The 23,675-nt window shown below is 61.3% G+C and carries 20 protein-coding genes; 12 read left to right on the plus strand and 8 right to left on the minus strand.

Annotated features, from left to right (window positions below; translation table 11 throughout):
- The first annotated feature begins 178 nt into the window (after nucleotides 1–178).
- A complete protein-coding gene (locus ACW4TB_RS13670) occupies nucleotides 179–1,105 on the plus strand; it encodes an iron-sulfur-binding ferredoxin reductase (RefSeq protein WP_012312922.1) in 927 nt (308 codons plus the stop codon).
- Between the two features lie 54 nt (nucleotides 1,106–1,159).
- On the opposite strand, the gene pyk is transcribed toward ACW4TB_RS13670, so the two are convergent.
- Entirely contained in the window at nucleotides 1,160–2,614 is a 1,455-nt protein-coding gene (gene pyk, locus ACW4TB_RS13675) for a pyruvate kinase (RefSeq protein ID WP_012312923.1), read from the minus strand.
- A 171-nt stretch (nucleotides 2,615–2,785) separates the two neighbouring features.
- On the opposite strand from pyk, the gene ACW4TB_RS13680 reads away from it, so the two are divergent.
- From ACW4TB_RS13680 to sbcB, 3 genes are all read left to right on the plus strand, one after another.
- Nucleotides 2,786–3,172 carry a hypothetical protein gene (locus ACW4TB_RS13680; protein ID WP_012312924.1) on the plus strand — a complete coding sequence of 129 codons (387 nt, stop codon included), beginning with the start codon at nucleotides 2,786–2,788 and terminating at the stop codon, nucleotides 3,170–3,172.
- 123 nt (nucleotides 3,173–3,295) lie between these two features.
- Nucleotides 3,296–3,655, plus strand: coding sequence for a PilZ domain-containing protein (locus tag ACW4TB_RS13685; RefSeq protein ID WP_012312925.1), 360 nt, complete (start codon nucleotides 3,296–3,298; stop codon nucleotides 3,653–3,655).
- A gap of 46 nt (nucleotides 3,656–3,701) precedes the next feature.
- Entirely contained in the window at nucleotides 3,702–5,138 is a 1,437-nt protein-coding gene (sbcB, locus tag ACW4TB_RS13690; protein WP_012312926.1) for an exodeoxyribonuclease I, read from the plus strand.
- Nucleotides 5,139–5,218: 80 nt separating this feature from the next.
- Here sbcB and mvaT read toward each other — a convergent pair whose 3' ends face one another.
- A complete protein-coding gene (gene mvaT, locus ACW4TB_RS13695) occupies nucleotides 5,219–5,596 on the minus strand; it encodes a histone-like nucleoid-structuring protein MvaT (protein ID WP_012312927.1) in 378 nt (125 codons plus the stop codon).
- A 295-nt stretch (nucleotides 5,597–5,891) separates the two neighbouring features.
- Between mvaT and purU the strand changes: the two genes are divergently transcribed.
- Nucleotides 5,892–6,743, plus strand: coding sequence for a formyltetrahydrofolate deformylase (gene purU / locus ACW4TB_RS13700; RefSeq protein WP_012312928.1), 852 nt, complete (start codon nucleotides 5,892–5,894; stop codon nucleotides 6,741–6,743).
- A gap of 188 nt (nucleotides 6,744–6,931) precedes the next feature.
- Here the strand turns inward: purU and ACW4TB_RS13705 are convergent, their stop codons facing one another.
- The 4 genes from ACW4TB_RS13705 to ACW4TB_RS13720 all read right to left on the minus strand — a co-directional run bounded on the left by ACW4TB_RS13705 (nucleotide 6,932) and on the right by ACW4TB_RS13720 (nucleotide 11,852).
- A complete protein-coding gene (locus ACW4TB_RS13705; protein WP_254467198.1) occupies nucleotides 6,932–7,924 on the minus strand; it encodes a lysylphosphatidylglycerol synthase transmembrane domain-containing protein in 993 nt (330 codons plus the stop codon).
- Nucleotides 7,921–8,685: a DUF2334 domain-containing protein gene (locus ACW4TB_RS13710; protein ID WP_012312930.1), complete on the minus strand. Its 765-nt coding sequence runs from the start codon at nucleotides 8,683–8,685 to the stop codon at nucleotides 7,921–7,923. The genes ACW4TB_RS13705 and ACW4TB_RS13710 overlap by 4 nt, the downstream gene beginning before the upstream one ends.
- The gene (locus tag ACW4TB_RS13715) at nucleotides 8,678–9,790 is read right to left on the minus strand and encodes a glycosyltransferase family 4 protein (protein ID WP_012312931.1); all 1,113 of its coding nucleotides are present in this window, start codon (nucleotides 9,788–9,790) and stop codon (nucleotides 8,678–8,680) included. The genes ACW4TB_RS13710 and ACW4TB_RS13715 overlap by 8 nt, the downstream gene beginning before the upstream one ends.
- A gap of 187 nt (nucleotides 9,791–9,977) precedes the next feature.
- Complete coding sequence (locus ACW4TB_RS13720) at nucleotides 9,978–11,852, minus strand: methyl-accepting chemotaxis protein (protein ID WP_279929484.1); 1,875 nt, start codon at nucleotides 11,850–11,852, stop codon at nucleotides 9,978–9,980.
- 165 nt (nucleotides 11,853–12,017) lie between these two features.
- Between ACW4TB_RS13720 and ACW4TB_RS13725 the strand changes: the two genes are divergently transcribed.
- Complete coding sequence (locus ACW4TB_RS13725) at nucleotides 12,018–13,493, plus strand: helicase HerA-like domain-containing protein (RefSeq protein WP_012312933.1); 1,476 nt, start codon at nucleotides 12,018–12,020, stop codon at nucleotides 13,491–13,493.
- 104 nt (nucleotides 13,494–13,597) lie between these two features.
- Here the strand turns inward: ACW4TB_RS13725 and ACW4TB_RS13730 are convergent, their stop codons facing one another.
- Nucleotides 13,598–15,070, minus strand: coding sequence for an inorganic phosphate transporter (locus ACW4TB_RS13730; RefSeq protein WP_012312934.1), 1,473 nt, complete (start codon nucleotides 15,068–15,070; stop codon nucleotides 13,598–13,600).
- Nucleotides 15,071–15,387: 317 nt separating this feature from the next.
- Nucleotides 15,388–15,588 (minus strand): hypothetical protein, encoded by a 201-nt coding sequence (locus ACW4TB_RS13735; protein ID WP_012312935.1) that lies wholly within the window; start codon nucleotides 15,586–15,588, stop codon nucleotides 15,388–15,390.
- Between the two features lie 467 nt (nucleotides 15,589–16,055).
- Between ACW4TB_RS13735 and pcaR the strand changes: the two genes are divergently transcribed.
- The 6 genes from pcaR (at nucleotide 16,056) to pcaD (ending at nucleotide 23,669) form a co-directional block, all read left to right on the plus strand.
- Nucleotides 16,056–16,931, plus strand: a complete 876-nt coding sequence (gene pcaR, locus ACW4TB_RS13740) for a pca regulon transcriptional regulator PcaR (RefSeq protein WP_012312936.1) — start codon at nucleotides 16,056–16,058, stop codon at nucleotides 16,929–16,931.
- A 325-nt stretch (nucleotides 16,932–17,256) separates the two neighbouring features.
- A complete protein-coding gene (locus tag ACW4TB_RS13745) occupies nucleotides 17,257–18,600 on the plus strand; it encodes an MFS transporter (protein WP_279929491.1) in 1,344 nt (447 codons plus the stop codon).
- A gap of 223 nt (nucleotides 18,601–18,823) precedes the next feature.
- Nucleotides 18,824–20,026, plus strand: coding sequence for a 3-oxoadipyl-CoA thiolase (pcaF, locus tag ACW4TB_RS13750; RefSeq protein ID WP_012312938.1), 1,203 nt, complete (start codon nucleotides 18,824–18,826; stop codon nucleotides 20,024–20,026).
- A gap of 188 nt (nucleotides 20,027–20,214) precedes the next feature.
- Nucleotides 20,215–21,504: an MFS family transporter gene (locus tag ACW4TB_RS13755; RefSeq protein ID WP_012312939.1), complete on the plus strand. Its 1,290-nt coding sequence runs from the start codon at nucleotides 20,215–20,217 to the stop codon at nucleotides 21,502–21,504.
- 9 nt (nucleotides 21,505–21,513) lie between these two features.
- Entirely contained in the window at nucleotides 21,514–22,866 is a 1,353-nt protein-coding gene (locus tag ACW4TB_RS13760) for a 3-carboxy-cis,cis-muconate cycloisomerase (protein ID WP_012312940.1), read from the plus strand.
- Between the two features lie 11 nt (nucleotides 22,867–22,877).
- The gene (gene pcaD, locus ACW4TB_RS13765; RefSeq protein ID WP_115273673.1) at nucleotides 22,878–23,669 is read left to right on the plus strand and encodes a 3-oxoadipate enol-lactonase; all 792 of its coding nucleotides are present in this window, start codon (nucleotides 22,878–22,880) and stop codon (nucleotides 23,667–23,669) included.
- The last annotated feature ends 6 nt before the right edge of the window (nucleotides 23,670–23,675 follow it).

A 23,675-nucleotide genomic window follows, 5' to 3' on the forward strand; every position in this document is an offset into this window, starting at 1 on the left:
CGAAACGCCTGGCAAGGCGTCGACAGGTCAGGCCGACGCAAAAAGGCGCGGCAGTATAGCGCGCCTGTGCCTGCGAAACACCTGCGTGTGGTCTGGACCATGGTCGGCAGGCGATGGGCATCCTTTTTGCTGCCGATGCCGGCTTGCCTTAGAGTGGCGATGTATAGCCGGAGAAGTGATGACCATGCCTGAACTCTGTGTGGGCGAGCGCCGCTGGACGGTGCCCACCGGCAGCAATCTGCTCGATGCCCTGAACGACGCGGGGCTGAATGTGCCCTACAGCTGCCGTGCAGGTAGCTGTCACGCCTGCCTGGTGCATTGCCTGGACGGGCAACCCGCCGATGCAATGCCCGAGGCCCTGGCGCTGGAAAAACACGCACAGGGCTGGCGGCTGGCATGCCAGTGCCGGGTGATTGACGACCTGCGCGTAGCGGTGTTCGACCCTCTGCAGGACGGCATTCCTGCACAGGTCTGTGCGCTGGACTGGTCGGGTGATGTGCTGCGCTTGCGCCTGCGGCCGGAGCGGGCATTGCGTTATCAGGCCGGTCAGCATGTGGTGCTGTGGAACGGTCCGGTGGCCCGGCCCTATTCCTTGGCAAGCCTGCCGGGCGAAGATGAGTTCCTGGAGTTCCATATCGACTGCCAGCGCCCGGGCGCCTTTTGCGACAAGGCCCGTGGGCTGCAGGTTGGCGATACGTTGCGCTTGGGGGAACTGCGGGGTGGGGCGCTGTATTACGACCTGGACTGGCAGGCGCAAGCGCTGTGGCTGCTGGCGGCAGGTACCGGGCTTGCACCGTTGTGGGGCATCTTGCGCGAGGCGTTGCGGCAGGGGCATCGGGGGGAAATCAGAGTGATGCATGTGGCGCATGATAACGCAGGGCATTACCTGGCTGAGCCGTTGATGCACATCGAAGGCGTGAGTGTCGAGCAGGTACTGGCGGATCAGCTGGATGCAGCGCTGGCGACATTGCGGCCATCATCGCGGCAGACTATCGCGTTGGTGTGTGGCTCGCCGGGAAGTGTAGAGCGTTTCGCGCGGCGGCTTTTCATTGCGGGGGTACCGAGGAATCAGGTATTTGCCGATGTGTTCGTCGAGCATGCCTGAAGACGGTGTGCAGTGATTGAACCGGCGCCGCAGAGCGGCGCCGGTTGAGGCAGATCAGCCGACCAGCGGATCACCGACATGCAGGATCTTCATGCCGTTGGTACCACCGATGGTGTGGTAGCTGTCGCCCTTGGTCAGGATCACCCAGTCGCCTTGCTCCACCAGGCCACGCTTGAGCAGTTCGTCGACTGCCGCCTGGCTGACCTTGTCGGCCGGCAGCGAAGCCGGGTCGAACGCGATCGGGTAGACGCCGCGGAACATCGACGCACGTGCCTGGGTAGCGCGGTGCGGCGACAGTGCGTAGATCGGTACGTGCGAGCGCAGGCGCGACATGATCAGCGGGGTGTAGCCACTTTCGGTGAGGGCGATGATCGCCTTGACGCCGGGGAAGTGGTTGGCAGTGTACATTGCCGCCAGGGCGATGCTCTCGTCGCAGCGCTCGAAGGTGGTGTGCAGACGGTGGCTGGACTTCTGGCTGGTCGGGTGCTTTTCAGCGCCCAAGCAGATGCGCGCCATGGCTTGGACCGCTTCGATCGGGTAGGAACCGGCGGCGCTTTCGGCCGACAGCATCACCGCATCGGTGTTGTCCAGCACGGCGTTGGCCACGTCGGACACTTCGGCGCGGGTCGGCATCGGGTTCTGGATCATCGACTCCATCATCTGGGTCGCCACGATCACCGCCTTGTTGTTGCGGCGAGCGTGCTGAATGATCTTCTTCTGGATAGCGATCAGCTCAGCGTCGCCGATTTCCACGCCCAGGTCGCCACGGGCAACCATCACGGCATCGGAGGCGGCGATCAGCTTGTCGAGGGTTTCGTCGTCGGCAACGGCTTCGGCACGCTCGATCTTGGCCACCAGCCAGGCGCTGCCGCCGGACTCGTCGCGTAGCTTGCGGGCATACTCCATGTCGCTGGCGTCACGCGGGAAGGACACGGCCAGGTAGTCCAGGTCCATTTCCGCGGCCAGCTTGATGTCGGCCTTGTCTTTCTCGGTCAGGGCCGGCGCGGTCAGGCCGCCACCTTTGCGGTTGATGCCTTTGTGGTCTGACAGCGGGCCACCGATGATCACCACGCAGTGCAGCGCATCAGCGGTAGCGGTCTCGACGCGCATGACCACACGGCCGTCGTCGAGCAGCAGTTCGTCGCCAACGCCGCAGTCCTTGACCAGGTCGGGATAGTCGATACCGACGATGTCCTGGTTGCCTTCGGTGAGCGGGTGGGCGGTGGAGAAGGTGAACTTGTCACCGATTTTCAGTTCGATGCGCTTGTTGCTGAACTTGGCGATGCGGATCTTCGGACCCTGCAGGTCGCCCAGCAATGCGACATGGCGGCCGTTCTTGGCAGCGATTTCACGGATCAGGCGGGCGCGCGCCTTGTGCTCGTCCGGGGTGCCGTGGGAAAAGTTCAGGCGTGCCACGTCCAGGCCGGCGAGGATCAGCTGTTCGATCACTTGCGGCGAGTTGCTGGCGGGGCCGAGGGTGGCGACGATTTTGGTACGGCGGATGGTCATGCACAGACTCCTATAGTGAAGCGCAGCGAAAGGCTACTCCTGAATCGCGCTGTAGTCATTGTTCCGTTGCACTACCTGCAGGCGGGTAAGGTAGGGCAGTTGCAAGCTGCAAGTTGCAAGCTGAAGAAATATACCGGCACGCCGATATACTCTTTATTAAAGGAGATCCCCATGCGAGCCCTGATCGTTTTCGCCCTGGCGGCCAGCGCCGTCGGCTGTACCCGCTGGTCCATGGACCACCATCTGAACAACGCCTATCGTGCGTACGACCGTGGCGATTGCCAACGGGTCATGCTCGAGCTGTCACAAGTCGACCGTACCAGCCGCGCGCGGCCGTTCATCCATCCGGAAGTGTCGTTGCTGCGTGGCCAGTGCCTGGAGCGCCAGAAGCTTTTCGTGGACGCTGCGCAGACCTATGAGTACCTGATCCAGCAATATCCGCGCAACGAGTATGCATACCGGGCCAAGGCGCGACTGCAGACCCTGGAGAAGCTGGGCCACTACCGCGCTGGCGAGGCTGCGATGGCCAACCCGGTGAGTACCTCTCCTTGGCGTTAACACGAAGGTATCGTTTATTTCACGGGATTTGCCGCATGCGCTGCGCTAACCTGTAACTCAGTTGTTACAACAACCGCCAGTACCTCGTATTCCTGGCATCGGGTACGGACTGCAATTGTGACCATGTTCAATCAGCGTCATATCGAACGCCATCAGTTACCTTGCGTACTGAGGGTCTTCAACCGCTTTACCGATCAGCCGATCGGGCAGTTGGGCAATGCCTCGGAAGATGGCTTGATGTTGATCAGCCAGCTGCCGGTGCTGGTGGGGCCCGACTTCGAGCTACAGTTACGCCTGCCGCTGCCCGGTGGCGGCGTTCAGTTCATCAACCTGACCGCCAGTTGCCTGTGGTGCCGTGAGGACCAGACGCCAGGCCATTACGATTCGGGCTTCATGCTGCTGCAGGCGCCGCGCGAGTACGATGATTTCGTGCGTTCATTGCGCGTCTATTTCAGTTTCCATCCGGCCAACGCTTCCGTCTGAGGCCGCGTCCGTTAGAATCGGGGCGACCTTTGATCAGGACGTCCCCGTGACCTCAAGCATTTTCTGGCACGACTACGAAACCACCGGTATCAACCCCCGCTGCGACAGGCCGTTGCAGGTTGCCGGTGTGCGCACCGACTTCGAGCTCAATGAGATCGACGAGCCGATCAGTCTTTATTGCCGCCCTAGCGACGATATCCTGCCGCACCCGGCGGCCTGCCTGGTTACAGGCATCACCCCGCAGCAACTGGCCAGCCAAGGCCTGGGCGAAGCCGAGTTCATGACTCGGGTGCATGCGCAACTGGCCCTCCCCGGGACCTGCGGCGCCGGTTACAACACCTTGCGCTTCGACGACGAAGTTACCCGCTACAGCCTGTACCGCAACTTCTTCGACCCGTATGCCCGGGAGTGGCAGGGCGGCAATAGCCGCTGGGACTTGATCGATGTGGTACGCACTGCTTATGCCCTTCGCCCTGAAGGCATCGTCTGGCCGCAACAGGACGGGCGCACCAGCCTGCGTCTTGAACTGCTCAGCAAGGCCAATGGCATCGATCATGGGCATGCACACGAGGCACTTTCCGACGTGCGGGCTACCATCGCTCTGGCACGCTTGATCCGGCACAAGCAACCCAAGTTGTATGAGTGGCTGTTCCAGTTGCGCAGCAAGCACAAAGTGATGGAGCAAATCCGTCTGCTGCAGCCGTTGGTGCATATATCGGGGCGCTTCTCGGCGGCGCGCAGTTATCTGGGGGTGGTCTTGCCTTTGGCCTGGCACCCACGTAATCGCAACGCGCTGATTGTGTGCGACCTGCAACAGGAAACCCTACCCTTATTAAGGGAAAGTGCCGAGGTAATTCGGGAACGCTTGTACACCCGCCGTGAGGAATTGTCTGACGGGCAATTACCCATACCGCTGAAGTTGGTGCAGATCAATCGCTGCCCGGTAGTGGCCCCGCTCTCGGTATTGCGCGCGGCCGATCAGCAACGGCTCGGTATCGATTTGGCGCTCGTACAATCACGCGCTGAAGAGTTGGCCAATCAACAGAACGCTTGGCAACACAAGCTGGAACACATTTACGGCAAGGAAGACTTTGTCCCGAGTGAAGATCCGGAACAGCAATTGTATGAAGGGTTTCTCGGCGACCGCGATCGCCGGCTGTGCGAACAAGTAAGAACGCTGGACCCTGCACAGTTGGGGCAAGGCCACTGGATGTTCGATGACCCGCGCATGCCCGAGTTGTTATTCCGGTATCGGGCGCGCAACTTCCCGGAGACCTTGAATAGCGAAGAGCGGCAACGCTGGTATGGTTTCTGCCAGCAGCGATTGAGCGATCCGCAATGGGGTGCGCCGAACACGCTTGGTGACTTCGAGCAGGCACGCCAAAGCGCCTGGGCCAACGCGGACGAGGCAGGGCGGCAGGTATTGGATGCCTGGCAGGCGCATGCCCGACAACTGGCCGAGCAATTTGCCATCAATTTTTGAGTGGTTTTGTACAGGTAAACAAAAACGCCGGCATCGTGCCGGCGTTCTTGTTTTAAGCAGTACAGCGATCAAGCGGACAATCAGTCCAGCAGGGTCGCCCAGCTTTCAACCACGTCGCCACCCCATTTGGCTTTCCACTCTTTCAGGGTTTTGTGGTTGCCGCCTTTGGTTTCGATCACTTCACCATTGTGCGGGTTCTTGTATTGCTTGACCTTGCGCGCACGTTTGGTGGCGGTGGTCTTGACTGCGCCACGTGGCCCTTTGCTCAGTTTCGATTCTGGGTCGAGCAGGGCAATGACGTCGCGCAGCGATTTGGAGTATTCGCCCATCAGTGTGCGCAGTTTGCCTTCGAACTCCAGTTCTTTTTTCAGCTTGTCATCCTGCGACAGGTTGGCCAGGCGGGCCTGAAGTTCCTTGATGGCTTCTTCGGTGGCGCGGTATTCGTTGATCAGGGACATGGAGTGTTCCTTAATGCGTGTTCGGAATGTGTGGAGCAATAATAGACAGGCGAAACTCTCAAGTAAACCTATTAATCAGTTCGTCAACTGTTTATGTGGCTGTGACAAAATATCTCAAGGTTAAAAAAATATTTACATTAGCCCCCGTAATTCGTCATGTTTCGCCCTCGCTGTTGCTGCGTGCCGCTGCTTGCGTGTAAGCGAGGAGGCGGCGGTGGCGGGGTGCAATGATTACTGCGTTTTTCCGGGCGTGCCGCTAGAATGAGCGCCTTTGCGAAGTTCTGGAGTCTTATTCATGCGCACCTATCGTCTGGTGATCGCTTGCCCCGACCGTGTTGGTATCGTGGCGAAAGTCAGTAATTTCCTGGCTTTGTACAATGGCTGGATCAACGAAGCGAGCCACCACTCCGATGAGCAGAGCGGCTGGTTCTTCATGCGCCATGAAATCCGCGCCGAATCGCTGCCATTCGGTATCGAGGCTTTCCGTGAAGCCTTCTCGCCCATCGCCGAAGAGTTTTCCATGGCCTGGCGCATTACTGACTCGGCTCAGAAAAAGCGTGTGGTGCTGATGGCGAGCCGCGAATCCCACTGCCTGGCTGATCTGTTGCATCGCTGGCACACCGATGAACTGGATTGCGAGATCCCCTGCGTGATTTCCAACCACAACGACCTGCGCAGCATGGTCGAGTGGCACGGCATCCCGTTCTTCCATGTACCGGTCGACCCGAAAGACAAGGCGCCTGCGTTTGCTGAAGTGTCGCGCCTGGTTCAGGAGCATGCGGCTGATGTGGTGGTGCTTGCGCGTTACATGCAAATCCTGCCACCGCAGCTGTGCCAGGATTACGCCGAAAAAGTCATCAACATCCACCACAGTTTCCTGCCGTCGTTCGTCGGCGCCAAGCCTTACCATCAGGCCGCCCTGCGTGGGGTGAAGCTGATTGGTGCGACTTGCCACTACGTGACTGAAGAGCTGGACGCCGGCCCGATCATCGAGCAGGACGTGGTGCGTGTGAGCCATGCCGACAGCATCGAGGACATGGTCCGCTTCGGCCGCGACGTCGAGAAGATGGTGCTTGCCCGTGGCCTGCGCTATCACTTGGAAGACCGCGTGCTGGTGCACGGCAACAAGACTGTCGTGTTCGATTGATACCGGCTTTGGGGCTGCAGCGCAGCCCCGGCTATGCAGGGGATCTCACATGCCCAGCGCACGCAACAAACCCACCGCATCAGTACCGCCCATCCTCGGTGAAGGCTGCCTTTCCCGCTACGACCCCGACGCCCTGAGCGAACAGGACGGCACCGATTTCCCCGGCGCCGCCGAGCTCTGGCGCCAACTCAGCCCGCCTGACGCCGCCAGCGCTCCAGCAGGGGACGCGCTAGCAGGCAGACAAACACCGGCCCACCGGCCAGCAGATAAAAATAGAAAGTGACCGCTCGCCAGATCAGGATCGCTGCGGCAGCTGTGGAGCTGCCCACCAAGGGCGTCAACAGGCTTGCCGATGTCAGCTCGGCGGCCCCGGCTCCGCCCGGCAGCAGGCTGAACTGCCCGGCGCTGAGCGAGAGCATCTGCACCAGAAAGCTCGGAATCCACGACAACTCCACGCCCAAGCCTCGCAATACCAGGTACAGCACGCTGTAGCGCAGGCTCCAGTGCGCGCAGGTGAGGGTAAACACAAACGCTAGTGTGCTTTTGGGGAGCCGCCAGGTCTGTGCCAAGGCATCGATGAAATGCAACACCTTGCGTGCCCAGCGCCGTTTGCGCGCCGGCGCTATCCTCATGCGCTGCAAAAGCCGCCCATTGAAGCGCATCACCGTCCGTCGATAACGTAGCAGCGCCAAAATTGCCACCAGTGCCGAGCACAGCAGCAGGGCGCTGCCCAGCAGCATGTCCTGCTGGCTGCGGCCAAGGGTGTGGAACAGTGCATAACCGGCTATTGCCAGCATGGCACAGAAGAAGAACAGCAGGTCGTTCAACTGATCCATGGCAAACACCGCGCCGCTGCGTGCCGGGCCGATACGGTCACGCGCCAGCAACGCCATGAGTGTCAGCGGCCCACCGCTGCCGCCTGGGGTGGTGCAAATGGCGAATTCGGTGGCCATCACTACGCCGAGGCTGCGTAGATGTCCAAGCTTTGTTCCCTGCTGGCCAAGCAGCAGACGCAGGCGCACGGCATTGATTACCCAGCACAGCAGGATCATGCCCAGCAGAGTCAGCATCAGGCCGAGGTCGAAGGCCTTGATCCTGGGCAGCATTTCGCTCCCCCCCAGCAGGGCCGGTATCACCATGGCCATCACCAGAGCCATGGCCAGCCAGCCCAGACGGTTCATCCGTTTGCCTGGCGCTGTAGCCAGGCCGACTTGGTCAGGGGTTCGCGCCCTTGCATCAGCAGCTTGTCCAGCGTTCGCAGCCAGTAATCTCGTGACGAGCGGTGGCGCATATCCACCGGATGCAGCCCAAGGCGAAGGGTTTCAGCGTTGCGCCAGCGCCTGCACTGCCAGTCACAGACCGTCTGCGACACACGGCGGCGCCAGGCGCTACGGGCACTCCAGACCAAGCCAGGGGCATTGAACGCGGCGAAGTCGGGCAAACGATAGAGGTGCTGCGGGGTGCTGGTGTAGCGCAACGGCAGTTGGCTCAGGGCCTGGCGGGTCCCTTGGCTCATCAGCCAGGCCGGGGCGACGAAACCGGCGACGGGCCAGCCTTGCCGGGCGAAGACTTCAAGGCCGGCCTCCAGGCGTTGCATGGCCTGCGCTTGGTTCAAGGCATAGAACTCGCCTTCATGGGTGTACAGGCGGCGCATGAAGTACTCACGCAGGCTGCTCGGCGATGGCCCATCGTCGGTGTGATACAAGCCATGCAGCGCAAGTTCATCGCCACGCGCCAGGCGTCGTTCGAGCAAGCGGCAGAATGCGGGGGAGCCTGCCAGCGGGTTGCGGTGATGGAAGTTCGGCACTACCAGCCAGGTCATGGGTACATGGCCCATTTCATCGACCGCCTGAACGAAGGGCTGGTAGTCCGGCCAGGTCTCGGGCGAGATGTCGTGCAGCACAAGCATCAGGCTGCCCGGCGCGGCGCTGGGCTCAAGCATGGGCGCGTACCTGCGGTTGATGGCCAAGCACCGCTTGATAGTGCTGCAGCAGACCGGCGACGACATTATCCCATGAATAATGCTGCTCCACATGGCAGCGGGCCTGGGCCCCGAGCTTGCGCACGCCGGCTTCGAACACCTCACGCACTGCAGTGGCCATGGCCTGCCCATCGTTTGCCCGGCACAGGCGCCCGCACTGCTCATTGACGATCTCGCCGAAGGCCCCGGCGTGCACGGCCACCACGGGAGTGGCGCTGGCCATTGCTTCAAGGATGACCAGGCCGAAGGTTTCCTGGTCGCCGGCATGCACCAGCAGGTCTGCGCTGGCCACCAGCCTGGCGACGTCCTGTGGCGCGCAGAAGTGATTGATCACGCTGACGTTGTCAGGGACGTTGGCTGGCATGTTCGAGCCCACCAGCAACAGGTGGTAAGGGCGGCCAAGGCGCTGTATGCAATCGAGTAGCACGGGCAGGTTTTTTTCCCGCGAGCCACGGCCGGCGAAGATCAGCAGGCGGGTGGTATCGGGGATACCCAGTTCGGCGCGCAGTTGCGGGTCACGGTGTTGCGGGTTGAACGTGGCCAGATCGACGCCCAGGCGCTGCACATGGACATCGCGCACGCCCAGGCGGCGAAGTTTGTCGGCCATCACCTGGCTGGGCGCCAGCACTCGGTCGAAATTTCCGTACAGCTTGCTGACATAGGCTTCGACATTTGGCGTGAACCAGTTGCCCATACGGTTGCTGACCAGCAGCGGCAAGTCGGAGTGATAGAAACCGATCACGGGTACATCCAGCTGACGCCGCGCCTCAAGGGCCGCCCAGGCGGTCAGGTAGGGGTCACCCACCTCGATGAGGTCGGGCTTGAGGCCGCGCAGTACATTGCACCAGGGGGCCAGCCGCACCGGGAAGCGGTAGCCTTTGCCGAACGGCAGGGGTGGAGCCGGAACCTGATAGATGCCGTCTTCCTGGCGAGCGCTGGCTCCGGGAATCAACAGGCTGTGGCGTACGCCCTCAATGGCGTCGAGACGGTGGTGTTTGGCATCAAGATAAGTGCGTACGCCGCCGCTGGCCGGGGCGTAGAACATGGTGATGTCAGCGATGTGCACGATCAGCATCCCTCCGGGATCGACTTTTGGTCCGTCATCGGGCTGTAACAGGCCGGGGATGACGCGCCTAAGGTTGACCTACCTGAAGGATAGTTTGTTCGGTTGGGTTGGGTGGGAGCTGCAAGCTACAAGCTACAAGCAAAAGGTGGCGCCATACCCGCTTTTACTTGCAGCTTGCAGCTTGCGGCTAGATGCGGAAGCTGCCTACCAGCTGTTTGAGGCGGGTGGCCTGCTGCTCCAGGTCCGAGCACGCACGCAGGGTAGCTTGCAGGTTCTCGACCCCTTCCTGGTTGAGCATGTTGATCTCATTGATGTCCATGTTGATCGAGTCGACCACGGCTGTCTGCTCTTCGGTTGCAGTGGCCACCGACTGGTTCATGCCGTCGATTTCACCGATGCGCACGGTCACGCTGTCCAGTCGCTCACCCGCCTGGTTGGCGATCGCCATGCTGTCTTGGCTGTGGCGCTGGCTCTGGCCCATGGTATCGACCGACTCGCGCGCACCAACCTGCAGTTCCTCGATCATCGCCTGTACCTGTTGCGCCGACTCCTGGGTACGGTGCGCCAGGTTACGCACTTCGTCTGCGACCACGGCAAAACCGCGCCCGGCTTCTCCAGCCCGTGCGGCTTCGATGGCGGCGTTCAGCGCCAGCAGGTTGGTCTGCTGGGAGATACTGGTGATCACTTCGAGGATCTGGCCGATGTTCACCGTCTTGCTGTTGAGCGTCTCGATGTGCGCGCTGGAGGTGACGATCAGGTCCGACAGGCGATTCATCGCCTCGATATTGCGCGTCACTACCTGCTGACCTTCTTCAGCCAGCAGTCGTGCAGAGCTTGCATGCTGCGAGGCCTGGGCGGCATTGCCGGCGATTTCCTGGGCGGCGGCACCTAGTTCATTGATGGCCGCGGCAACGCTGTTGGTGCGGTTGGACTGCTCGTCCGAGTTGGTCATCGACGAGTTGGAGGCGCTGATCACGCGTAGCGCCACTTCGTTGACCTGCTCGGTGGCCGAGGACACCTCACGGATCGAGCCGTGGACGCGCTCGACGAAGCGGTTGAAGGCGGTGCCGAGGATGCCGAACTCATCATGTTGGTGGATTTTCAGGCGTTTGGTCAGATCGCCTTCACCTTCGGCGATGTCTTCCATGGCGCGGGTCATGGTGAGCAAGGGTTGCATCAGCACGCGGATCAGCAGGCCCAGCAAACCGATGATGATCACAACCGCCACCACAGTGGCGATGACCGCCGAAGTACGGAAGTTGCTGAGCATGGCAAAGGCTTTGTCCTTGTCCACCGACAGGCCGATGTACCAGTTGGCCGATGGCAGGCCCTTGATCGGGGTGAAGGACAGCAGGCGGGTCTGGCCATCGGCCTCGATTTCAGTGAGCTCGCCGGTCAGTTTCGGCGTGTGCTGCGGGAACAGGTCCGACAACGATTTCATGACCAGCGACTTGTCCGGGTGCACCAGAATCTTGCCTTGGTCGTTGACCAAAAAGGCGTAGCCCATGCCGCCGAAATTCAGCGAGTTGATGATCTGCACCAGGCCGTCCAAGGCCAGGTCGCCACCGACCACGCCGACACTCGTGGACACTTTGCTGAGGATGCCGATGACCATCTGGTTGGTGGTCATGTCGATGTAGGGCTCGGTGAGGATGGCGCCCGGGGCGCTCATGCCATCCTTGTACCAGGGGCGAGTGCGTGGGTCGTAGCCATCAGGCATCTTCGAGTCGGGGCGCACGCTGAAGCCACCGTCGACCTTGCCCAGGTAGACGGTCAGGAAGCTTGAAGTCAGGGCGCTTTGGCCCATCAGCGTTTCTGCGATGGCAGGTTGCTGGGCGATGTTTTGCGCCAGGTTTTCAACCAGTTTGATACGGCCTTCGAACAGGTTGCGAATGTTGTTCGAAGTGGATGTGCCCATTTCAGCAAGATAATTCTCCAGGTTTTCACGGATGGCATTACGCTGGAGATAGTCGTTGTAGAGCGTGAACAGGCTGAAGGCGAGTATCACGATCAGTGATGCGGCCAAAAGAATCTTGTGGCTGAAACGAAGGCTTTTGTTCATGGCGTGATCGGTTCCGCTAAGGTTTTTATCGGGCGTTCGCACGAGTACCGCTTAAAACAGTGCAACATCCCGAAAGTCCTTTCAGGGGTGTTCTGTCTTCAAAGGCGAATATCATCCAGAGCTATCGGCTGGTGGGTGGGCAAGCTTGAGCAGAGGATTAAAAAGATGTCGGAAACTTCGACCATAGTTTTAGGTGCCGGCCCAGATGGCCAGCCTGTGCATCAAGCCATGCGCCTGGCTAACCGCCATGGGTTGGTCGCCGGTGCCACCGGTACCGGCAAGACCGTAACCTTGCAGCACCTGGCGGAAATATTCAGTGATGCCGGCGTGGCAGTGTTCGCTGCCGATGTCAAAGGAGACCTGTGCGGTGTCGGTGCGGCTGGAGCGCCCCAGGGCAAGGTGGCCGAGCGCATCGCCGGCATGCCCTGGTTGGGGTACAAGGCGCAGGCCTATCCGTTGAGCCTATGGGATATCGCCGGGCAGTCCGGCCACCCGCTGCGCACTACTCTTAGTGAGATGGGGCCGCTGTTGCTTGGCAATCTGCTAGAGCTGACCGACAGCCAGCAGGCTGCGTTGTATGCCGCATTCAAGGTGGCCGACCGTGACGGGTTGCTGCTGCTCGATCTCAAGGACCTCAAGGCGCTGCTGGCACACCTTAAAGACAATCCCCAGTTGCTGGGCGAAGACAGTGCGCTTATGACCACGGCCTCGACCCAGGCACTCTTGCGTCGTTTGGCAACGCTGGAGCAGCAGGGCGCCGAAGCGCTGTTCGGTGAGCCGGCATTGCAACTGGAGGACCTATTGCGCACGGACGCTGATGGTCGTGGGCGAATTCATCTGCTCGATGCCAGCCGGTTGGTGCATGAGGCCCCGAAGGTATACGCCACCTTCCTGCTGTGGCTGCTGGCCGAGCTGTTCGAGCAATTGCCGGAGCGAGGCGATGCCGACAAGCCGGTGCTTGCGCTGTTTTTCGACGAAGCGCACCTACTGTTCAACGGTACCCCGAAAGCTCTGCAGGATCGCTTGGAACAGGTGGTTAGGCTCATTCGCTCCAAGGGCGTGGGGGTATTCTTTGTCACCCAGTCGCCGGGCGATCTGCCCGACAGCGTTCTGGCCCAATTGGGGTTGCGCATACAGCATGGGCTACGGGCCTTTACCGCCAAAGAGCAAAAATCGCTGCGGGCCGTGGCAGACGGCTTCCGCCCCAACCCGGCATTCGACACTCTGGCAGTGCTGACCGAGCTGGGGATTGGCGAGGCTCTGGTGGGTACGCTTGAAGAAAGGGGGACGCCGGCGATGGTTCAGCGGGTGTTGATTGCGCCGCCGCAATCGCGAATCGGGCCGTTGAGTGTGGCCGAGCGTAGTGCGCTGATAGCAGCGTCACCGCTGGCGGGGCGCTATGACAAGCCGATTGACCGGGAGTCGGCGTATGAAATGCTGGCCCGGCGCAAAGGTGAGGCGGTAGAGCCGGTACCGGTGCCCAAGGCGGATGAAGACAGCTTGGTCGACAAGGCCGGGGATTTCTTGCAGAGCGCGGCGGGGCAGGCGATCAAGTCCGCGGTTCGTCAGGCGGCCAATCAGTTGGGGCGCCAACTGGTGCGGGGGTTGATGGGGTCGTTGCTCGGGGGCAAGAAGCGTTAGCATTCACAGGGACCGCGCAGCTCTTGAGGGCTGCGCTGTACCTGTGGGAGTCGGCTTGCCGGCGATGGGCCGCAAAGCGGCCCTTTTCACGGCACTGTTATGGCTCAGCCGATAGCCTTGGATGCCAGCCAGAACAAGCCAGCCGCCAGGCCCATCGTCGCCGGCAGGGTCAATACCCAGGCCAGCAGGATGGTTTTTACTGTGCCGCCTTGCAGGCCGCTCTTGTTGGCAACCATGGTGCCGGCCACGCCGGACGACAGCACGTGGGTGGTCGAAACCGGCAGGGCGAACACGTTGGCCATGCCAATGGCGCATGCTGCGGTGATCTGGGCCGACATGCCCTGGGCATAGGTCATGCCCTGTTTGCCGATCTTCTCGCCTACGGTCAGTACCACGCGTTTCCAGCCGACCATGGTGCCCAGGCCCAGAGCCAGGGCGACGGCAACGATTACCCAGAACGGGGCATATTCGGTGGTGGCGGTGAGGTCCTTGCGCAACTTGTCGAGGTCGGCCTTTTCACGTGCATCCAGCCCCGGCAGCTTGCCGACCTTTTTCGCCGTGTCATCCAGGCAGAGCAGGTAGCGGCGCACTTCCACGCGCTTGTCGGCTTCCAGGGCACGGTAATCGGTCACGCCCTGCAGCGAGGATTGCAATGCTGCGATGGTGGGCTCGGTCTGCTGCGGGTTGCAACTGAACTGCTCCGGGAGGTCGCTGGCCTGTGCCTTGCCCAGTGCCAGGAACTCGCCCAGGGTGGCGGCGTTGCGCTGGTAGAACTGGCTCAGGTGCATCGTTGCGTCGCGGGTGCGCTCGATCTGGTAGGTAGTGCTGTTCAGGTCGAGCACGAACTTGGCCGGAACAATGCCGATCAGTACCAGCATGATCAGGCCGATGCCTTTCTGGCCATCGTTGGAGCCGTGTACGAAGCTCACGCCCATTGCCGAAATCACCAGCACCAGGCGGTTCCAGAAGGGTGGATGCTTCTTGTCGTCGAGCTTGCGGCGCTGTTCCGGTGTCTTGTGCATCTTCGACAGCGGGCGCCACCATTTCAGGCCGAGCAGCAACAGCGCAGCGACAGCAAAGCCGGCCATGGGCGAAATGACCAGTGACATGGCGATGTCGATCGCCTTCTGCCAGTTGACGCCGTCACCCAAGGGAATGTCGCTGATCAGGGCATTGGCCAGGCCCACGCCAAGGATCGAACCGATCAGGGTGTGCGAACTCGAGGCCGGGATGCCGAAATACCAGGTGCCCAGGTTCCAGGTGATGGCCGCAGCCAGCAACGAGAAGACCATGGCCAGGCCATGCCCGGTGTTCACATTGATCAGCAGCTCGACCGGCAGCAGGTGAACGATGGCGTAAGCCACCCCGACACCGCCCAGCAGAACGCCAAGGAAGTTGAACACCCCGGAGAAGAACACGGCCAGGTGTGGTGGCATGGCTTTGGTATAGATGACGGTGGCTACCGCGTTGGCGGTGTCATGAAAGCCATTGATGAACTCGAATGCGAGCACGAAGGTCAGGGCGAGCAGCAGGCTCACCAATACCCAGGCATCCAGTCCGCTGAATAAATCGATCATGAAGGTTGTCTGGCGGTCATTTGGGGGGCGGGATTATGCCAGAAAACCTTGGCAATCGATGCACCCGCAGCTGACCGATGGCAGTCTTTTGATCGACTTCCAAGCGTTGTCGTCCACGGAGTAATGCGTAGAAGGTTTCGCTAAAAATCACAAAAAACGCCGAATTTCGCCTTATTCCTGTAAACGGGAATGGCTATTCATGATTCAAACGACTGTATGAAATTTGTGTAATTCCATTTCATACTCGGCCTGTCGGTAACGATCGGTCCCGCGAGCGCCGCCCTCGACCGCCAATGCAATTGCCCGCGGCAAACGGCTCAGGTGTCTTCGTTGCGCAACTCTTTCTCCATCTTTTCCAGTTCCTGGTTGAAGGCCTGATCCTGGACCGTGGCCCGTTTGCGCCAAGGTTTGCGCTCCGGTTCCGGTTGAGCGGCGTAAGTGGTGACTTCACCACCGTAAACTTCCTTGTAACGTTCAGCCTGGCGCTCCAGTTCCGCGCGCAGTTCATCTTTCGTCACAGTAGTACCTGAATGTAAAAAGTGGCCGGTAGTGCGTGCACGTGCACGTTGCCCATGCACAGGGCGTGCTGGTCGTCGGATAAGGGTCAGGCCGTAAGTGCCTTGCCCGAATGCGGATCCGGGCCAGCCGACTGGATTATAGCAATCGATAAAACGCCAGACAGTGTTATTTACCCAGCCCTTACAACCGTCGTTCAAGTTGCAGGTAATGGCTGCTTGTGCAAAGTTTGAACGGCCGGCGCATGGAAAGTTCGCTGCTGTTCAGATACCAGGCAGGGAAATAAAAACGGCCTCGCACAAAGACGAGGCCGTTGCCTGGGGACTTCTACGGTGGGTACCTGACCAGTCTCTCCAAAGAAGCCACAAGTGGCAGTAGAAAGGTATAAGTAAACGTGTCAGCGGTCAATTGCGATTATCGGCCGTTTGTTCGATAATCGCACGAAGCAGCGAATTTTTTGAGGTGAGCGATGAGTGACGAAATCCCGGCCAACGAATCTGCCAGCCCGGAGTCGGTACGCCCGAGCGCCCCTGCCTTGGCGCCGCCGATCGTGGCCTCCCCAGCCAAGCGTATTCAGGCATTTACTGGTGACCCGGACTTCATGACCTCGCTGGCGCGGGGCCTTGCCGTGATCCAGGCATTTCAGGAGCGCAAGCGCCATCTGACCATCGCTCAGATCAGCCACCGCACCGAGATCCCACGAGCGGCGGTGCGTCGTTGCCTGCATACGCTGATCAAGCTCGGCTACGCCACGACCGACGGGCGTACCTATTCGCTGCTGCCCAAGGTGCTGACCCTCGGCCATGCCTATCTTTCGTCGACGCCCCTGGCGATGTCGGCCCAACCCTATCTGGACCGCATCAGCGATCAATTGCACGAGGCTGCCAACATGGCCACCCTCGAAGGCGACGACATTCTTTATATAGCCCGCTCGGCCACTGTGGAGCGGTTGATATCGGTCGATCTGTCAGTCGGTGGGCGGCTGCCGGCCTACTGCACGTCGATGGGGCGCATTCTGTTGGCAGCGATGGACGACACCAGCTTGCGCGAGTACCTCGACCGCGCCGACCTCAAGGCCCGCACCAGCCGTACCTTGCATGATCCGGAGTCGCTGTTCGCTTGCATTCAGCAGGTGCGTGAGCAAGGCTGGTGCGTGGTCGATCAGGAGCTGGAGCAGGGGCTGCGTTCGATTGCTGTGCCGATTTATGATGCGTCCGGGCAGGTGCTTGCGGCGTTGAATGTCAGTACCCATGTGGGGCGTGTGAGCCGAAGCGAGCTGGAACAGCGCTTCTTGCCGATCCTGCTGGCATCCAGTCGCGATCTTTGCCATCAGTTGTTTGGCTGAAACACGTACAGCCCGTCGTGCCGCTGTGCACTGTTATCGAACATGCCAACCGTTTCCTGTTCGATAAACGCACAGTGTCGCTCTGGACGAATTGCGCGCCCTCCATTGGCTGATTAATGTCTCTCGCAGCGGTCGGCTGTGCCGACCGAACAAGAAAAACACAAGAGGCGCACATCATGACCACTGTCACCTCGCTGCTGCGGCCGCACCCGCACGCAGTACCGTTGTATCCAGGCTGAATCAGGCCGCATTTCATCGACTTTGAACCCTGTACCGGTTGCCCTCGTGCAGTGGCTCGACTGTGCCCAATTTCTGGATAACAACAATGAACAAACCGCAATCTGTCGGGAACTGCCTCGACGTTCAATCCTTCATCAATGAACAACCGCTGTCGCGCTACCAGTGGCGCGTGGTGATCCTTTGCTTCCTGATTGTCTTCCTCGATGGTCTGGATACTGCGGCCATGGGCTTTATCGCTCCGGCATTGTCCCAGGAATGGGGCATCGACCGCGCCAGCCTTGGCCCGGTGATGAGCGCCGCATTGATCGGGATGGTGTTCGGTGCCTTGGGGTCTGGGCCGCTGGCCGACCGCTTTGGCCGCAAGGTCGTGCTGGTAGGTGCGGTATTGGTGTTCGGTGGTTTCAGCCTGGCCTCGGCCTACGCCAGCAACGTCGACCAGTTGCTGATGCTGCGCTTTCTGACCGGCCTCGGGCTGGGTGCCGGCATGCCCAATGCCACCACGCTGCTTTCCGAATACACCCCGGAGCGCCTCAAGTCGCTGTTGGTGACCAGCATGTTCTGCGGTTTCAACCTGGGCATGGCCGGTGGTGGGTTCATTTCCGCGAAGATGATCCCGGCCTACGGCTGGCATAGCCTGTTGGTGGTGGGCGGTGTGCTGCCGCTGCTGCTGGTTGTGGTGCTGATGGTCTGGCTGCCTGAGTCGGCACGCTTTCTGGTTGTACGCAACCGCGGTACCGACAAGGTGCGCAAGACCCTGGCGCCGATTGCACCGGCCGTCGTTGCGCAGGCAGCCAGCTTCAGTGTGCCGGAACAGAAGGCTGTGGCCGCGCGCAACGTGTTCGCAGTGATCTTCTCCGGCGCCTATGGCCTGGGGACGATGCTGCTGTGGCTGACCTACTTCATGGGCCTGGTCATCGTCTACCTGCTGACCAGCTGGCTGCCGACGCTGATGCGTGACAGCGGCGCAAGCATGGAGCAGGCCGCGTTCATCGGTGCGCTGTTCCAGTTCGGTGGCGTACTCAGTGCCGTGGCAGTAGGCTGGGCCATGGACCGTTACAACCCGCACAAGGTCATCGGTATCTTCTACTTGCTGGCTGGCGTGTTCGCTTATGCGGTAGGGCAGAGCCTGGGCAACATTACCGTGCTTGCCACTCTGGTGCTGGTAGCCGGGATGTGTGTGAACGGCGCGCAATCGGCCATGCCTTCGCTGGCGGCGCGGTTCTATCCGACCCAAGCGCGTGCCACCGGTGTTTCCTGGATGCTCGGCATCGGCCGCTTTGGCGCGATCCTCGGCGCCTGGAGTGGTGCGACCCTGCTTGGCCTGGGCTGGAACTTCGAGCAGGTGCTGACGGCATTGCTGGTGCCAGCTGCGCTGGCCACGGTAGGCGTGATCGTGAAAGGCCTGGTGAGCCACGCCGACGCGACCTGAGCCTGCGCTGACGGGCCGCGTTGCGGCCCCTTGGGAAAGGGATGGCTAGGTGACAATATGTTCGATAAACGCACGGATAGTCGATTATCGGATTGTCAGCGACCCGCCACTCTCCTTAATCTGAGCCCAACGTAGCACCCTGAACCGAGGTCGACCTGGGTGCGCTGCGTGACTTTGAAACCCGCACCGCCGAGGCCCATGGCCCACTGGCAGGAGAAGCTTGATGCGCGACGTATTTATCTGTGACGCTATCCGCACCCCCATCGGCCGCTTCGGCGGCGCCCTGGCCGGCGTGCGTGCCGATGATCTGGCCGCTGTACCGCTCAAGGCGCTGATCGAGCGCAACCCGGGTGTGCAGTGGGATCAGGTCGACGAAGTGTTTTTTGGCTGTGCCAACCAGGCCGGTGAAGATAACCGCAACGTGGCACGCATGGCCCTTCTGCTGGCGGGCCTGCCCGAGAGTATTCCGGGCGTTACCCTGAACCGGCTGTGCGCCTCGGGTATGGACGCCATCGGTACTGCATTCCGTGCCATTGCCAGCGGCGAGATGGAGCTGGCCATTGCCGGCGGCGTCGAGTCCATGTCGCGCGCGCCGTTTGTCATGGGCAAAGCCGAGAGCGCTTACTCGCGCAACATGAAGCTTGAAGACACGACCATCGGCTGGCGCTTCATCAACCCGCTGATGAAGAGCCAGTACGGTGTGGATTCCATGCCTGAAACCGCTGATAACGTCGCAGACGATTACCAGGTTTCGCGTGCCGACCAGGATGCATTCGCCCTGCGCAGCCAACAGAAGGCCGCAGCAGCACAGGCTGCCGGCTTCTTCGCCGAAGAAATCGTGCCTGTGCGTATCGCCCACAAGAAGGGCGAAACCATCGTCGAGCGAGATGAGCATCTGCGCCCGGAAACCACCCTCGAGGCACTGACCAAGCTCAGGCCGGTCAACGGCCCGGATAAGACGGTCACCGCTGGCAATGCCTCGGGCGTGAACGACGGTGCTGCTGCACTGATCCTGGCCTCGGCTGAAGCGGTGAAGAAGCACGGCCTGACCCCGCGTGCCCGTGTTCTGGGGATGGCCAGCGGCGGTGTCGCACCACGGGTAATGGGCATTGGCCCGGTACCGGCGGTGCGCAAGCTGACCGAGCGCCTGGGTGTGGCCATGAGCGATTTCGATGTGATCGAGCTCAACGAAGCGTTTGCCAGCCAAGGCCTGGCGGTGCTGCGTGAGCTGGGCGTGGCCGATGATGCGCCGCAGGTGAACCCCAACGGCGGTGCAATTGCCCTGGGCCACCCGCTGGGCATGAGTGGTGCGCGCCTGGTGCTGACCGCACTGCACCAACTGGAGAAGAGCGGTGGGCGCAAGGGCTTGGCGACCATGTGTGTCGGTGTTGGCCAAGGTCTGGCGTTGGCCATCGAGCGGGTTTGACCTGTCCCGGCCTTTTCGCGGGACAAGCCCGTTCCCACAGGGGACCACGCCTCTCTTGTGAGAGCGGGCTTGTCCCGCGAAGAGGCCGGACTTATGAGACACAAGGCCAATAGCCAGCCCAGAAGCGGAACGAGTGTGTTACTAAGTATGTCTAGACCTACTTAGCACACTCCAGGAGTAAAGCCGTCATGACCTCAACCTATTACACCGGCGAAGAGCGCAGTAAGCGCATCTTCGCCATCGTCGGTGCCTCTTCAGGCAACCTGGTGGAATGGTTCGACTTCTATGTCTACGCCTTCTGTGCAATCTATTTTGCCCCGGCCTTCTTCCCCTCTGACGACCCCACTGTTCAATTGCTCAATACCGCTGGCGTGTTCGCCGCTGGCTTCCTGATGCGGCCTATCGGTGGCTGGATCTTCGGTCGCCTGGCGGACCGCCATGGCCGCAAGAATTCCCTGATGATCTCGGTGCTGATGATGTGCTTCGGCTCCTTGATGATTGCCTGTTTACCCACCTACTCGAGCATTGGCACCTGGGCCCCGGCGCTGCTGTTGCTGGCCCGTTTGATCCAGGGCCTGTCGGTAGGCGGTGAGTACGGCACTACCGCGACCTACATGAGTGAAGTAGCGCTGCGCGGCCAGCGCGGCTTCTTTGCTTCCTTCCAGTACGTCACGCTGATCGGTGGCCAACTGCTTGCCGTGCTGGTGGTGGTGATCCTCCAACAATTGCTGACCGAAGACGAACTGCGCGCCTGGGGCTGGCGCATTCCGTTCGTGGTCGGTTCCATTGCTGCGCTGATCTCGCTGATGCTGCGCCGCTCGCTGCACGAGACCAGCAGCGCCGAAACCCGCAAGGACAAGGACGCTGGCTCCATCAAAGGCCTGTTCCGCAACCACACGGCTGCCTTCATCACCGTGCTCGGCTATACCGCCGGTGGCTCGCTGATCTTCTATACCTTCACTACGTACATGCAGAAGTACCTGGTCAACACTGCGGGCATGACCGCGAAGAACGCCAGCTTCGTGATGACCGGCGCCTTGTTCCTGTACATGGTGATGCAGCCGTTCTTCGGCATGCTCTCCGACCGTATCGGGCGACGTAACTCGATGCTGCTGTTCGGTGCCTTGGGGACGCTGTTCACCGTGCCGTTGCTGATGGCGTTGAAGACCGTCAGCAGCCCGTTCATGGCCTTCGTACTGGTGACCCTGGCACTGTGCATCGTCAGTTTCTACACCTCGATCAGTGGCCTGGTGAAGGCCGAGATGTTCCCGCCGCAGGTGCGTGCGCTTGGTGTAGGCCTGGCTTACGCGGTAGCCAACGCAATGTTCGGCGGCTCGGCCGAGTATGTGGCCCTGGGCTTGAAAAGCCTGGGTATGGAGAACACCTTTTACTGGTACGTGACGGCGATGATGGCAATCGCGTTCCTGTTCAGCCTGCGTCTGCCTAAACAGGCGGCGTACCTGCACCATGATGATTAAGGACGTTGCATGAGCAACCTACTGTTCGACGCCTATTTCACCGCCCCGGCCATGCGCGAGATCTTTTCTGACCGCGGCCGTCTGCAGGGCATGCTCGATTTCGAAGCTGCCCTGGCCCGTGCCGAGGCTGCTGCCGGCCTGGTGCCGCACAGCGCGGTAGCGGCCATCGAGGCGGCCTGCCAGGCCGAGCGCTTTGACGTTCGCGCGCTCGCCGATGCCATTGCCACGGCAGGCAACTCGGCAATCCCGCTGGTCAAGGCGCTGGGCAAGGTGATCGCCAGTGGTGTTCCTGAGGCCGAACGCTATGTGCACTTGGGCGCCACCAGCCAGGACGCGATGGATACCGGGCTGGTGCTGCAGTTGCGTGATGCACTGGCGCTGATCGAGGCTGACCTCGCCACGCTGGCCGAAACCTTGTCGCGCCAGGCCCTGCTGCACGCCGACACACCGCTGGTGGGACGTACATGGCTGCAGCACGCCACCCCGGTGACTCTGGGCATGAAGCTGGCCGGCATACTGGGCGCCGTTACGCGCCACCGTCAACGGCTGCAGGAGCTGCGTCCGCGCTTGTTGGTACTGCAGTTCGGTGGCGCCTCCGGCAGCTTGGCGGCCTTGGGCAGCAAAGCACTACCGGTCGCCGAGGGCCTGGCCGCACAGTTGGAACTGACCTTGCCCGAGCAACCCTGGCACACCCAGCGCGACCGCCTGGTGGAATTCGCCTCGGTGCTGGGCCTTATTGCCGGTAGCCTGGGCAAGTTGGGGCGCGATGTCAGCCTGCTGATGCAGACCGAGGCGGGCGAGGTGTTCGAGCCTTCCGCGCCTGGCAAGGGTGGGTCGTCGACCATGCCGCACAAGCGCAACCCGGTGGGCGCAGCAGTGCTGATCGGTGCCGCCACCCGTGTGCCGGGGCTGCTATCGACACTTTATGCAGCCATGCCCCAGGAGCACGAGCGCAGTCTCGGCCTGTGGCATGCCGAGTGGGAAACACTGCCGGAGATCTGCTGCCTGGTTTCAGGCGCCTTGCGTCAGGCCCAGGTGATCGTCGAAGGCATGGAGGTGGACGCCGAGCGCATGCGCCGCAACCTCGACCTGACCCAAGGCCTGGTGCTGGCCGAGGCGGTGAGCATCGTTCTGGCCCAGCGCCTTGGCCGCGACCGCGCCCATCACTTGCTCGAGCAATGCTGCCAGCGCGCCGTGGCCGAACAGCGACATCTGCGCGCTGTGCTGGGCGACGAGCCGCAGGTGACTGCCGAACTGACTGAACAAGAGCTAGACCGTCTGCTCGACCCTGCCCATTACCTTGGCCAGGCCCGCGTCTGGGTGGCGCGCGCCGTGGCTGAACATCAACGTTTCACTGCCTGAAGGAGACCGCTGTGGCGCATTTGCAACTGGCCGATGGCGTACTGAACTATCGACTCGATGGCCCGGACGATGCCCCGGTGCTGGTGCTGTCCAACTCCCTGGGGACCGACCTGGGCATGTGGGACAGCCAGATTCCGCTGTGGAGCGAGCACTTGCGTGTACTGCGTTACGACACTCGCGGTCACGGCGCTTCGCTGGTCACCGACGGCCCATACAGCATCGAGCAACTGGGCGGCGATGTGCTGGCACTGCTCGATGCACTGGATATCCGGCATGCCCACTTCGTCGGCCTGTCCATGGGTGGCCTGATCGGCCAGTGGCTGGGTATCAATGCGGGCGAGCGTCTGCACAGCCTGACCCTGTGCAATACCGCGGCCAAGATCGCCAATGACGAAGTGTGGAATACCCGCATCGACATGGTGCTCAAAGGCGGCCAGCAGGCCATGGCCGACCTGCGCGACGCCTCGATCGCTCGCTGGTTTACTCCCGCGTTTGCCCAGGCTCAACCTGAGCAGGCGCAGCGCATCTGCCAGATGCTCGCACAGACCTCTCCACAGGGCTATGCAGCCAACTGCGCGGCAGTACGCGACGCCGATTACCGTGAGCAACTCGGCCGTATCCAGGTGCCTACGCTGGTCGTTGCCGGTACCGAGGACGTGGTGACCACGCCGGAACATGGCCGCTTCATGCAGGCCGCGATCATCGGTGCCACCTATGCCGAATTCCCGGCAGCGCACCTGTCCAATGTCGAGATCGGCGAGGCGTTCAGCCTTCGCGTGCTTGACTTCCTGCTGGCTCGCTGAGGAATC

The organism is Lelliottia jeotgali (assembly GCF_977070485.1).